General features: G+C 59.4%; 12 protein-coding genes. 5 read left to right on the forward strand and 7 right to left on the reverse strand.

All coding sequences use genetic code 11. The features are described 5' to 3' along the window. The first annotated feature begins 135 nt into the window (after positions 1–135). On the forward strand, positions 136–1,230 hold the full coding sequence (locus tag DK871_RS07690; protein ID WP_161904573.1) for a pyridoxal phosphate-dependent aminotransferase: 1,095 nt from the start codon (positions 136–138) through the stop codon (positions 1,228–1,230). 177 nt (positions 1,231–1,407) lie between these two features. Here DK871_RS07690 and DK871_RS07695 read toward each other — a convergent pair whose 3' ends face one another. The 7 genes from DK871_RS07695 to DK871_RS07725 form a co-directional block, all read right to left on the reverse strand. Then, the gene (locus DK871_RS07695; protein ID WP_161904574.1) at positions 1,408–2,124 is read right to left on the reverse strand and encodes a hypothetical protein; all 717 of its coding nucleotides are present in this window, start codon (positions 2,122–2,124) and stop codon (positions 1,408–1,410) included. An 84-nt stretch (positions 2,125–2,208) separates the two neighbouring features. Next, complete coding sequence (locus DK871_RS07700; protein ID WP_161904575.1) at positions 2,209–3,462, reverse strand: aspartate aminotransferase family protein; 1,254 nt, start codon at positions 3,460–3,462, stop codon at positions 2,209–2,211. 110 nt (positions 3,463–3,572) lie between these two features. Further along, positions 3,573–4,586, reverse strand: a complete 1,014-nt coding sequence (locus DK871_RS07705) for a sensor domain-containing diguanylate cyclase (protein WP_161904576.1) — start codon at positions 4,584–4,586, stop codon at positions 3,573–3,575. 137 nt (positions 4,587–4,723) lie between these two features. Next, complete coding sequence (locus DK871_RS07710; RefSeq protein WP_161904577.1) at positions 4,724–6,625, reverse strand: alkaline phosphatase D family protein; 1,902 nt, start codon at positions 6,623–6,625, stop codon at positions 4,724–4,726. A gap of 444 nt (positions 6,626–7,069) precedes the next feature. Then, positions 7,070–9,298 (reverse strand): ATP-binding protein, encoded by a 2,229-nt coding sequence (locus DK871_RS07715; protein ID WP_161904578.1) that lies wholly within the window; start codon positions 9,296–9,298, stop codon positions 7,070–7,072. Then, on the reverse strand, positions 9,295–9,909 hold the full coding sequence (locus tag DK871_RS07720; RefSeq protein WP_161904579.1) for a biliverdin-producing heme oxygenase: 615 nt from the start codon (positions 9,907–9,909) through the stop codon (positions 9,295–9,297). The genes DK871_RS07715 and DK871_RS07720 overlap by 4 nt, the downstream gene beginning before the upstream one ends. Positions 9,910–10,121: 212 nt before the next feature. Next, the gene (locus DK871_RS07725; protein ID WP_060766113.1) at positions 10,122–10,484 is read right to left on the reverse strand and encodes a response regulator; all 363 of its coding nucleotides are present in this window, start codon (positions 10,482–10,484) and stop codon (positions 10,122–10,124) included. Positions 10,485–10,648: 164 nt separating this feature from the next. Between DK871_RS07725 and DK871_RS07730 the strand changes: the two genes are divergently transcribed. From DK871_RS07730 to DK871_RS07745, 4 genes are all read left to right on the forward strand, one after another. Next, positions 10,649–11,080, forward strand: coding sequence for a VOC family protein (locus tag DK871_RS07730; protein ID WP_161904580.1), 432 nt, complete (start codon positions 10,649–10,651; stop codon positions 11,078–11,080). A gap of 30 nt (positions 11,081–11,110) precedes the next feature. Beyond that, positions 11,111–11,485, forward strand: a complete 375-nt coding sequence (locus tag DK871_RS07735) for a cytochrome c family protein (RefSeq protein WP_161904581.1) — start codon at positions 11,111–11,113, stop codon at positions 11,483–11,485. Between the two features lie 273 nt (positions 11,486–11,758). Continuing rightward, positions 11,759–12,271, forward strand: coding sequence for a type VI secretion system amidase effector protein Tae4 (locus DK871_RS07740; RefSeq protein WP_161904582.1), 513 nt, complete (start codon positions 11,759–11,761; stop codon positions 12,269–12,271). After that, a complete protein-coding gene (locus tag DK871_RS07745; RefSeq protein ID WP_161904583.1) occupies positions 12,268–12,501 on the forward strand; it encodes a hypothetical protein in 234 nt (77 codons plus the stop codon). Before DK871_RS07740 ends, DK871_RS07745 begins: the two co-directional genes overlap by 4 nt. Positions 12,502–13,218: the final 717 nt, after the last annotated feature.

The raw sequence follows: 13,218 nt of genomic DNA on the forward strand, positions 1-13,218 counted from the left end.
TGCATGCGCCCGCTATAACAATAAAGTACTGAGTGCAGGGATACGCCTTGGTGGTAAACCAGGCAACGGCTTTCTCGTCATACTCTTCTGAACGGCCCGCGCGAATCCCTCGCGCCTCTACTAGGAGTAGTCTCCATGGTGCGTGTCAGTCGTCGATCCCTTCTCGCCCTGGGCGCGGCCCTGCCTGTGATGGGGCAGCTCAATTGGGCCCTCGCCAGCCCGGCGCCGACGAAATCTGACAAGGTGCTGCTCAATTACAACGAAAGCCCCTACGGCCCTTCAGACGCGGCTCGCCAGGCGATGCAGCGCGCGATTGCAGCCTCCGGGCGTTACCCTTACCCGGACATGTATGCATTAGCCGCACTGTTCGCCCAACAACAGGGCATAGCCGAAGACTACGTCGGAGTGTTTGCCGGCTCGATGGCCGCCCTGCGTTACGCAGTGCTGGCGTTCACCGGCCAGACCCGCGGCCTGGTGATGGCCGCGCCGTCCTACGAAGTACCGCGCCAGGCGGCCGAATCGATCAAGGCGCCGGTGCAAGAAGTGAGCCTTGACGCCCAGCATGCCCACGATGTGCCCGCCATGCTCGCGGCGGACCCACAGGCCGGCATGCTGTACCTGTGCAACCCCAACAACCCGACCGGTACGCTCACCTCGACCGAGGCCATCCGCCAAGCCCTGGCGCACAAACCCAAGGGCAGCGTGCTGGTAGTGGACGAGGCTTATATCGACTTCTGCGATGCCCCCAGTTGCGTGAGCTGGGTCAACGACCACGACGACCTGCTGGTGCTGCGCACGTTCTCCAAGATCTACGGCATGGCCGGTGCGCGCCTGGGCCTGGCAATCGGGCACCCGGCGCTCCTGGAGCGGCTGGCGGTGTTCGGCGGTGACAACGTCCCGGCCGCTGCCAGCCTATTGGGCGCACGTGCCAGCCTGGAGGACGCCACGTTGGTGGGCCAACGCAAAGCGCTCAATGCCAGGTTGCGTGATGAGACAGTCGTCTGGCTCAAAGGCCGGGGCTTTAGCTGCACTGCTTCCCAGAGCAATTGCTTCATGATCGATGTAAAGCAACCAGCTGAGCAGGTGGTTGAGCGGCTGGCCGCACAGAATGTGCTGGTGGGGCGCGTATGGCAGAACTGGCCGCAATGGGTGCGGGTGACAGTGGGCAACCAGCAGGAGATGGAACGCTTTCGCGAGGTGTTTGCCGCGCAGATCGCACGTGTTGGCTGAACCATTACCTGCAGCCAGCCAAGACTGTGGCGAGGGAGCTTGCTCCCGTTGGACTGCGCAGCAGTCCCATTCCTTTAAATGAAGAATGGGGCCGCTTCGCGCCCCAGCGGGAGCAAGCTCCCTCGCCACAGTGTGCTATCTCTTAAAAGTGATGTTTAGTCCAGCGGTGTTGCCGCGTTACTGCAGGGCAATGCTGTAGCCGGCAAACGCTGTCTGCTGCTGCAGCGCAGTAATCACACTCTTGCGGCTCAACGGCTGCTCATTACCGGCGTTATCCACGAAGCTTTCCACTTCCAGTTCGGCCTCGTCGCCTTCACCGACGAAGTTGAACCCCAGGAACTCGAATGCTTCGCGGTCCACGCTGAGCCTGGAGCGCGGGGTGCGCAGCGGCAGGGTGACGCTGATGCCATCCTTGCTGATCACAAACACTTCGGTGTCTTTTTTGGCGCGTGCAGTCTTGCCCTTGCCGGCGCTCGGGTTGCTGATGGCCTGGTGCGACTGGTTAAGCACCTTGAGGGCCAGGCCGTAGACCAGTTCCTGAAACTCTGGGTCGTCCTTGAAGCTGGACAGGATCCGGCTGATCGAGAACTGGCTGCTCAGGTGTTCCAGGGCGGCGTTGTCTGCGGCTTCGGCGTCTTTCAATTGCTTGAGCTGGCCCATCAGCTCATAGGCTTTGTCATCGTCGAAGGCATCGTGGGCCTGGCGGATGGCAACGCGCAGCTCGCGGATCTGGTCGCTTTCCTTGGAGGTGTGAAACGCGTCCAGCACCATCTCGCTGATGATCTTGGCGGCTGGCACATGCTGTGAAAGGTTGATGGCGTTTTCGTATTCGGCTTTGGCGTGCAGGGCGACTACGGATTCTTCGGCGGATTTTTCGGTGTAGGAATCAGGCATTAAAATTTCACTGCGTAGTAAGCGGAGAGACAAAAAAACGTCGGGCATTTTCAGCGGGTGGGGAGATCAGGTCAAGGCTGCACACTATTCGTCCAGTTGTGTGAGACACGCCTGGAGAATATCCAGACCTTCCTCCAACACCTCAGGCTCAATGGTCAGCGGGGCCAGCAAGCGCACGATGTGCCGCGACTTGCCGCTGGGCATCAGCAGCAAGCCAGCCTCTCGCGCCAGCTCCAGCAGTTGCGCCAGTTGCTGGGTGGCGGGTGTGCCGTCGGCATGGGCCAGTTCAATGCCCCGCATGGAGCCGACACCGGTGAGGCGGCCCAGGTAGGGCGACAGTTGTTGTGCGCGCCAGGTTTCATAGCGGCCCACAATCGCGGCTTCCTGCGCGGTGCCCCACATGTGCAGGTTTTTTTCGCTCATCACCTCAAGGGTCGCCAGCGCCGCGGCGCAGGCGATGGGGTTACCCGAGTAGGTGCCGCCCAGGCCGCCTTTGGGCAGGTTGTCCATCAGCGCCTTGCGCCCAACCACCGCCCCCAGCGGCATGCCGCCGGCGATGCTTTTGCCGAGCAGCAGCAGGTCTGGCTCGATGCCCAGGCGCGAGAAGGCGAAACGCTGGCCGGTGCGACCAAAACCCGACTGGATTTCATCAATGATCAGCAGGATGTTGTGCTGGTCGCAGAAGCGCCGCAGGGCCTGGGCGAACTCAGTGTCCAGGGCGAGGAAACCGCCTTCGCCTTGCACTGGCTCGATGATGAAGCAGGCCACATCGTTTACGTCGATTTCCACGCTGAACAGACGGCCCATGGCCTTCAGCGCTTCGGCGCAGGTCACGCCGTTATCGGTACTGGGGTAGGGCAGGTGATACACAGGGCCGGGCAGTACACCGACCTTCTGCTTGTAGGGCGCGACCTTGCCATTGAGGTTGAGGGTCGCCAGGGTGCGCCCGTGGAAGGCGCCGTCAAAAGCGATCACCGCCGTGCGCCCGGTGGCACCACGGGCGATCTTCAAAGCGTTCTCCGCCGCCTCGGCGCCGCTGTTGGTGAGCATGCCGCTGACCGGGTATTCCACCGGGATAAAAGCGCTGAGGCGTTGCATCAACTCGATGTAGGGCGTATGCGGTGCGGCGTTGAACGCGTAATGAGTAAGCCGGGTGGCTTGCTCGCAAATCGCCGCCACCACGGCCGGGTGACAATGGCCCAGATTGAGTACGCCGATACCGCCGACAAAGTCGATGTACCGCTTGCCCACCGTGTCCCAGACTTCGGCGTTTTTACCGTGGCTGAGACTGATGGGGTGAACGATGGAAATCGACTGGCTGATGCTAGCGTGGCTCATGACTCTGGGACTCGGCAGTGGTGGGCGCAGCGCTATCTAAGCCGCGCGCCCGGCCTTGCCGCAAACGAAATAAAGTTGCCGGGTCATTCCACATCGGAAGGAGCTGCGGCTTATTCCGACACCCCATCCTTGCCCGCCGCCTTGGACCGGTACAAGGCTTGATCGGCCCGCGCCATCAGCGCTGCCGGCGATTCCCCCATGCGCCGCTCCACCACGCCCAGGCTCAGGGTAACGTTCAAGGCGCCGGCGGGGGCCGCCTCCTTGATTTTATGGCGAATCCTTTCGGCCAGCTCTTTGGCCGTGCCCAGGCTGCTTTTGGGCAGCACTACCATAAACTCATCGCCACCCCATCGCGCCAGCAAGTCGCTTTTACGTACGCAGGTTTCCAGGGTTTCCACTACCCGTATCAGGGTCTGGTCGCCGACGCCGTGGCCGTATTGGTCATTGATCGGCTTGAAGTCATCGACATCCATGGCCACCAGCGCCAAGGGCAGGCGGAAGCGCTCGGCACGGTCGCATTCTTCTAACAGCACTTTTTCCAGGCGGTACCGATTGGCGATGCGCGTCAGGGCGTCACGCTCGGCCAGGGAGCGGTTTTCGTCCAGTTGCAGTTGCAGTTGCTGGTTGACGCGTGACAACTCAAGAGTGCGCTCCGCGACCAGTGCTTCCAGGGACTGGTTGCGCTTTTGCAGCTGTTCGATGGAGCATTTGCGCGTATGAATATCGCGGTGTGCGCCCACCATGCGCGCCACGGAACCGTCAGGGTTGCGGGCAATGACGTAACCACGGTCCTCGATCCACAGGTACGTACCGTCTTCTTTGCGACAACGGTATTCGGCCCGGTAATGAGGGGCGCGTTGGCAGATGTAGTCATCGAACCCCGCCATCACGCGGGGGTAATCCTCGGGGTGGATCACGTTCTCCCAGGTGAACACGCTGTTTTCCAGGGAGTGGTGGGAGTAGCCAAGCATTTCGTACCAGCCGGGGTTGCGGTAGACGAAGCCGGTGTTGGCGTTCCAGTCCCAGATGCCATCACTGACCAGTTCCATGATGGCGTGCAACAGGTCGACGTTAAGGTCGGACACCTCATTGCGTAGCGGTTCTTTGCCGGATGTATCGTCCATCTGCGCGCTTCCTGCGGGGGCTGGCGCCCAAGGCCAGTCATGGTTGACGCCGATACTCCGTGGCTGGGGCTACTGTACATCGGCGCTGGCGCGCTTTGAATAGGGCAGGTGTGCTGCTTTTGACGAGTGGCGAAACGCTATTTTTCTGGCGCCATCATCTTTGTCCGAGGCCTTCCATCCGCGTTGTGCTGGTAAATGGCCTGCGGTTGGCCCTGCTCATTGAAAAACACCTGGCCAATGCCTGCCGAGTTCCACAACCGCTCACCCGCTTCGGCGTGCTCCGGAATATAGGGCACCACCTGCATGGTGCGCCGGCGGGTAAACCAGTTGAGCGGCGAACGCGGGGAGTAGAGCCAGCGGTTGAGGCGGTCGAACCATTCCAGCAGGCGCGGCGGGAACTCGTTCTTGATGCCGCTGCTGGTGATTTGCCAGATATTGGGGCCGCCGTTACGGTGGCGGATCAGCACTTGGTAGACAAACGAGTAATGCACATCGCCGGAGAGGATCACGTAGTTACCCGGCGTACGTGAGTGGCGGAAGATATTCAGGATCACTTGAGCGGCGCCGCGGTGAGCCATCCAGTTTTCGGCGTCCACCAGCAGGGGAAAACCGCACCAGCTGAAGACCTTCTGCACCGTCTCGATCAGCTTGACGCCAAAGACCGGCGCGGGCGAGACAATGATGGCAGACGGGTGGTCCAGCAGCGCTTGTTGCAGTTCGCTCAAGGCTTCCCAGTCCAGCAGGCCGGAGGGTTGCTTGAGGGTGAACTCGCTGCGCCAGCGTCGGGTGCGGGTGTCGAGTACCACCAGTGCCGGGCTGGTGGGCAATACGTAGTGCCACTGCTGGAATTTCAGCAGGGCCTCCAGCAACGCGTCTTGCGCCGCCGCGTCCAGATGATTGGCCTGTACCTGGCCGGTCAGTGCCTGGGTTTGACCCAGCAGTTCGCCAAATACCTGGGGCTGGTTGCCCCAGCCTTGGCATAGCAGATACGCCAGCAAGGCATTGCCGATGATGCGTTTTGAAAAGGGGTGGCCGTAGGCGGTTTCTTCCCACTGCGCGCTAAGGTTCCAGTCGTCGGTGATGTCGTGATCATCAAACATCATCAGCGTCGACAGGTGCGCGAACACCCGCGCCACTCCAGGCAGACCGTCGCGGAACTGGTCGATGTGAACCTGTTCGTGGGCGTAGCGTTGCTGTTCTTGCGCGCTCAGCGGCGGCGGTGCTGGCGTGATCAGCGCCCAGGGTGTCGGCGACCAGGCCAGCAGGTACATCGCGATCACTTCGGCAAAGGTCACCAGGTGATTGTCGGCGGTGCTGCTGGTGAAGATTGGTTTCTTCACGCCGCCGAAAAAGCGTTCGCGCAAGGTCTCGTTACTGTCCAGTGCGGGCAGCAGGTCGGCCCGGTGGTAGTAGCTGGCGCGATGCCCGTAGAGGCTGGCGCTGTCGCTCACCACCGCGCCCTCCAGGTACTCATCGAACAGGCCCAGGCGCGCAATCAACCCATGAATGGCGCGTAGCATGGGCCCTGCGACATCGTCGGCGTAGATCTGGTCGCCATTCATCATCAATAAGGCTGGGCGGTCGAGCGGTGTGCGGGCGTCCGCCAACAGGCGGTCGACACACAGCAAGCCTTCGTCGGCGCGGTGGTGGGGCTTGCGGCACGAGCCATGCACCAGGTGGTGGATGTGGCTATGCAGCACGAAGCTTGGCGTAGTCGCGTCGCCATACAGCAAGTGCGGTGCCCATTGTGCAATGCCGAGGCCGTCGATCAACAGGTCGTAACCGATGACCTCGTCCTGGGGCAGGGCGTGGCTCAGCGCAACGTCGATCAGGTGGATAAAGGCATGGCGCCCGACGGGCACGACCTGGCAGTGCGTCGCATCGAGCGGGATATCCAGCGTGTCACCCTGGGGTAATTGCAGCCTCAAGCACAGTGGCAGGGCACGACTGCCCACCAACCAAATAACCAGGCGCTGCGGTTCCAGGCGCCGTAGCAGGGGGCCCGCAATGACGGCCGGCAGGGTGTCGGGTTGATGCATGAAGAATGCAGCTCATATCCAGTGGAACGGGTGAGGATAGCGCAGAGGATGTCAGTGTTTTGTTAACGGAGTGCAGCGGCGTGCGCTGCACGTGTTTGCCGGTGATCAGCAACGGTTTAAGGCAGGTAGCCTTGGCCGAGAGGATCCAGGTTCGAATTACCGCGTTTTGGTTGTGTGTGTTGCCCCTGTTGGTTGCTGTCAACCGGCGAAGAGGCAGGTGCGGGATTGGCTGGAGGCTGGTTATCTTTCAAGCCTTGCTGGATGTTATAGCTGAAGCTGTTAAACGAATTGCCAACGATCATCGGTAAAACCCCTTACTCAATTGGAGGATTGTTTTCGCATCAATACTCCCTTTGACTGCGCACTGATTGAGTGGAGCTGGCCGGTTTTTTCGTTCCCGGCCATAGGTAACCAAATGTTTGGCTTGTAGGATTCGAGCGCGTTTCAAGCAGGCTTAGGCACCGTAAACCTGAATTCACTGCCGCGGCCCAATTCGCTTTCGGCTTCGATGCGCCCACCATGGGCCTGGACAATCCCTTGGGTGATATACAGCCCCAGCCCGCTGCCGGTGGGGTTGTTTTCAGTCTGGGTCCAATAGCGATCGAACACATGAGGCAAGTCGTGCGGTGCAATGCCTTCACCGGAGTCGCGCACCGAAAATACAATCTCCTCGCCGTTGCTCATGGCGCTGATGCCGATGTTGCCCTGACGCGGGGTGAACTTGATCGCGTTGCCGATCAGGTTTGACAGCACCTGGAACAAGCGCTCCGGGTCGGCTTTGATCTGCAGGCCAGGCTCGACATTGAACGACAGGTCTATGCCCTTTTCCGAGGCCAGGGGCGCCAGCAGCGAATACGCCTCTTCAAAAATCTGGCTGACGTCCAGCGCCACCGGCTTGACCATATAGCGTCCGGCCTCGATTTTCGAAGTGTCGAGCAAGTCTTCCAACAATACGTTCATGCGCCCGGCAGCCTGTTGCATGGTGTCGATGGCGGAAGAGATGCGCCGTGAGGTGTGAGGGCCATCGGAGCTGAAGGCTTTTTGCATCATGCCGCAGAGCATAGAGATGACGGTCATGGGGTTGCGCAGGTCGTGGGAAACCACCGCGACCAGCTCGTCCCGCGCACGCACCGCTTGTTGCTCGCGCAGCACTTGGCGGGACAGGTCGTTCTCCAGGGCCGAGCGGCGCAAATCATTGGCGGCAAACAGGTCGCCATGGCTCCATTTGGTGGAGATGCCGGCCATTTCCACTTTCCAGATTTCAAACGACGTGCGTGGGCGAAGGCGCATGCCCGCGTCGCAGGTTTCCAGGTTCAGCGGCTTGTTCGGGTCGCCACTCCAGTGGATGTTCTCTTTGACTTCCGGGCGAAACCACAGCACGCCGTTATCCACAGGCTTGGGCAAGCTCATGGCGAGCACGCCGCTGGCCACGCTCTGATATTCGGCGGCAGGCGGATAAACCGAGGCCAGGTTATGGCTGGAAAATACCGGTGCGCCGTTGCCCTGCAACCACTGGTGCAGTGCGCGTATCTGCGCCGGTTCGGGGCAGTTGCCGTAGCGGTGCAATTGCTTATCTTCGATGATCGCCACGCCACCGGAGAGGGTCAGGTCCATCAGCAGCCGGCCTTGCTGGGCCAGTCCGTCAAACACGTTATTGGCAGAGGCTTTCATCGCCAGGTCCAGCAGCGCCAGCGCCTCGACTTTTTCTTCGCGCTGGCGGGTCAGCTCCAGAGTCTCCATGGCACTGATCTGCAATGACAGCACCTGGCCGATGGTCTGGCAGGCCATGCGCAAATCATTAGGCACCAGCAGTGGCTCGCGGTTGCCGCAACTGATCAGGCCCCAGAGTTTGTCGCCCTTCATCAGTGAAATACTCATGGACGACAACACGCCCATGTTCTGCATGTACTGGCAGTGAATCGGCGACACGCTGCGCAGGGTGGCGAAGCTCAGGTCCAGGGGCTGGCCCGTGTCCGGGCGCAATTTGGGCAGCAGCGGTACCGGTTCGTAGGACGCATTCGGGATGATGCGTAGCCAGTTGGTGCGGTACAGCTCGCGAGCCTGTTCGGGGATGTCGGATGCGGGGAAGAACAGCCCGTTGAACAACTCCATGGACGGCGCTGAAGCTTCAGCGATCACCTGGCCATGGCCTTCTTCTTCGAAGCGATAGATGAGCACCCGGTCATAACCGGTCATGGCCTGGATTTCGTTGACGCTGATGGTGTAGAGCGCCTGCAAGGTTTTTGCCGATTGCAGGCGGTGCAGCATTTTGCCCAGGTCGCTGGTGCGACCATTGTGCGCACGGGGTTTGAAATCCTTGAGCCGGGGTTCGAATTCCAGCACCAACACACCCTGGTGGCGATGCAACAGGCCTTCGAACTGCTCACCCTTGAAGGTGACGAGCAGGGGCGGCGAGTCCAGGAATGCGCTGTCCTCGGCCATGGTTTGCACGGCCTGGGCGTACTCCTCGCCAATCAACCTGTGCAACGGTTGATCCAGCAGCGCCTCCGGGGTGTGGCCGAACAACGTACCAACGTTGGCACTTACCTGAATGATGTTCAGGCCAGGTTCCGACAAGGTCAGCAGCACGCCGTGGGGCTGGATGGCCCCCGGAAAACGAATGGGTTCGTCGGCGCAGTTGGCAAGCAGCTCTTCAAAATCTTCGGGTTTCATAGCAATACCTCCTGGCTGTCGAGCCATTGCTCAAAGCCGCTGAATGTCGAACGGGCCGCCATCACCGCGCGCACGGCGGTATGTGTATCCAGTGGCTGGCGGGCCAGATAATCGAGGAAATCTTTCCAGCGCCGTCCGGTCTCGGCGCCGTATACATTGAGAAAGGCACCGCCGTTGTCGGCGTTCACACCCAGGCGCAGGGCCATTTCCCGGCGCAGCACTTGGCCGCCCAGGGTGGCGCCTTCCAGCACGTACAGGGCGCCGAGGCACGCAGCCGGTGTGTCTAATGCGGGGAGTTGGGGGCAACGAGGCAAGGCATGGATGGCGTGGTCAGTCAGGCCGAGTGCGTGCAGGTCATGCCCCAGTGTTGGCGTTTTCACACGCAACGCAGACTCATATCCATCGGGAATCAAGCCGCTATCATACAGAGCCGCTTCCATCGGCTGATAAAAGCCGTAGTACGCCTGCAGCAAGCGCCGATACCACTGGGCATCCAGGCGTTCGGAAAAAAACGGCAGGCGCTGTTCCAACGCCACATGCAGCAGGCCCGTGCCCGTGCGCAACGTTTCCAACAAGGAGGGCGCACTAACGTCATGGGCCTGTGAATGCATTCAATGAGCTCGAACTGTGGGCCTGTCGGCCATGAATGACGCATGAAAATGGGCGACGATTCTACACAACTCATTGTCGTCAGCTGAACGCAGAAGCGAAAAGGCTGACCAGTGGATCAGAAAAGTCGCTCCTTGCACCTTACATGACCGCAGAACGGGCCCTCAAGTTCGGTTGACATGATATCGCGCTGCTATCAATGCAGGAACAAGCCCTAGTGCGTCAATGCTGTCTGCACGCACTCAAGCAAGTGGTCGGTGCTCCAAGGCTTGGGCAGAAAACGTACAGAACTGCCCAATTCGGAGGCGATTTTCGTATTACCTGAGGTCAGCACCACCTGTACTTCAGGCCAGCGGTGGGCGACGACACGGCTCAAGTCATAACCATTGAGCAAGCCGGGCATTTGAATATCACTGACAATCAAATCCACGGGGTCATCGCCGCGCTCCAGGTAAATCATTCCTTCGTCCGCCGATGCAAACGATGTCACCACCGCACCAAAGTCTTCCAGCACATCCACCATCAACGCCCGAATGATCTCGTCGTCTTCCAATACCAAAATCGATGGCTGAGCCATGATCCTTACTCCACCATCAGGGGGTTCAGTAAGGTGGAGTGGAAGGTGGCCGGATAGGTTCGATTGGATGTTTTTTAATCGATGGGTGGTCGTTTGGCCGCTTGTGAGCCATGGGCACGACAATCCGTTAAGGTGAACGCCACCCTGCCGTCCCAAGGAATGTCATGTTTAACCGTAACCCGCTCGTGCCGGAACTGATCGTCACCCGCCTCAGCGCCGGCCTGGCGTTCTGGGTCGAACAGTTAGGTTTCGCCATTGCCTATCAGCGCGCAGAAGAAGGCTTTGCCTACCTCGACCTGCACGGCGCGCAAATCATGCTCGAACAATATGACCCTGAAGCCGGCCAGTGGCTGACCGCACCGTTGCAGCCACCGTTCGGGCGCGGCATCAACCTGCAAATCGATGTGCCCGCCGTGACGCCCATCCTGCAACGCCTGGCGCAACTTGGCTGGCCATTGTTCCGCGATGTAGAAGACGCCTGGTACCGAGCCGGTGACGTGGAGGCCGGGCAACGCCAGTTTATCGTGCAAGACCCGGATGGTTATCTGGTACGCCTGGTGGAGCGGCTGGGGGAAAGGCCGGTCGAACAGGCATAATCGAGGGCAACAGCCGATAGGGAGACCTGAATGAAGTATGTGTTATTGACCCTCGCCCTCACTGTTATCGCTGCCCCCGCGCTCGCTGCGGGCGACGCCGAGGCGGGCGGCAAACTCTTCACCAAGACCTGCGGCGGCTGCCACAGCATCGGTGAAGGCGCGCGGGGCGGTTTTGGCCCGGAACTGAACGGCATCATTGGCCGGCCTGCCGGTACTACAACGGACTACCAGTACTCGGATGCGATGAAAAATTCGGGCGTGGTGTGGACGCGGGAAAAACTGGCGGCCTATATCGAAAATCCGAAGTCGGTGGTGAGTGGCACGCGGATGATTTTCTGGGGGATCAGTGACCAGGAGAAGATTGAAAATATCCTGGCTTATTTGGAGACATTCCAGCCCAAGTGAGGCGCCCAGGCTGGCACGCATCACGCCCTCTGTCCTCTGTAGGAGCGAGCTTGCTCGCGAAAAGCTCACAGGCGTCGCATTCATTCAGGAAGCACGCGTCATCGTTGACGTTTTTCGCGAGCAAGCTCGCTCCTACAACAAAGCACCGTGTGAGTGTTAGCCAGCATCCAAAGCCTACACACAAGTAGGACCGTTCTGATTTGCGCCTGACCTCGCCATTATCGGCAAAGCGTTTGCTACGTTCGTGTGACAAATACGCGATGGAAACGCCTAATGCTGACGTTCAACTCCCTATGGAAAAACCACCCCGAAATCTTCGGAGACGCCGCCCCTTGTAGAACCAACGGCGCCAAAAATTTCAGTGACCAATGCGCCATTAACCTGGGTGTAGCACTGCGCAGGTCAGGCGCCGACCTGAGCCGGTTGAGAGGCGTGCGCTATTGTTGGCAGCATGCCAAGAGCGAGGGCCATGTGTTGGCGGCTGAGGAAATGGCCAAAGCTCTAAGTGGTGCGAATATCCCCGGTTTGCAGCGCCCGAAGAAGATAAAGCCTGAGGATTTCGAAGAGGTGTTGGCGGGGCAGCAAGGCATTATCTTTTTCAAAGATTTTTGGCGCCGAGGGAATGAGACGTTTGGCAATCGCAGCGGTGACCACATTGACCTTTGGAATGGACGGCGGTTGACGGATTGGCTGAGTTATCCGCGTATCCAGCTGGGGTTTTCGATTGAGGGGACGTTCTCTGATTATCACGAGTCCAGGGAAATCTGGTTTTGGAAGGTCATATGAAATTGGTTAAGGGCGTGGTGTTTGTCGTCGGGGTGGTTGTAGTGGCGCTCGGAGTGTTTAACGGTTTGGTGGTGGCCGTGTCTGCGTATTTTGGGCCGTTTTACCAAGGGGATGCGGATCAGAGCAGGAATTTTGGGTTTTGGTTGATTGGGAATGGGGTTGTGGTTTTGGGCGCAGCGTTGAGTGGGGCGGTTTGGTATGGCAGGCGTTTGAGTAGGGGGCGGGAATGATGGTGTACTTCGACGGGGTTGAGGGGCGACTTAAAATTAGGCGAGCTCGGGTTGTGCGCTTAAGTACGTTGAAAGAACGGCAGGATATTGTGAGTCAGATATGTATGGAGGCTTTGGCGCTGCAGGCACAGGAATTGGGAATGGGATATGGCTCCGATGAGCGGGATAGCTATGGTGATGGCCATTCGCTAGTCTCTGGAGTGGCCGGTGACCACCAGCAGTTCGATTAAGTGGGTGCCTGAGTATTTAGTGATTCAGCGGCTGTGATTTTCCTGAGTAAGTCCAACGTACCTTGAGGAAACTAAAATGACAGATAGAAGACCTCTGAATCCAAATGTTAATGTTCCGAAGCCCGGTGGTGGCGAGCAGCCGCGATCAAGAAATAAAGATGGCCAGGTTCGCGATAAGCGGGACGATGCAGGAAAGCCCAGGAAGAAGTAAATAGCAGAAAAGGGAAGGCCTACTATGTAAGTAGGCCTGCTCTTTGGATTTGATAATCATAGAACGCGAACCCTCTAACTTTCTCTCGAGGGCAATTTTCTTCAACACGTATGGGGGCTGGCGTCATCGCAGCATAGGTATCACACAACTTCGGCGCGACGCTGGACCTGTGGCGAGGGAGCTTGCTCCCGTGACGGCCTGACAGCCAGTGCTGGTCTAACTGACGCGCTGCGATCCAAATGTGGGAGCTGGCTTGCCTGCGAAGACGGCCTGACA

Source organism: Pseudomonas sp. L13, assembly GCF_009935965.1.
In the GTDB taxonomy this organism is placed as follows: Bacteria; Pseudomonadota; Gammaproteobacteria; order Pseudomonadales; family Pseudomonadaceae; genus Aquipseudomonas; species Aquipseudomonas lactis.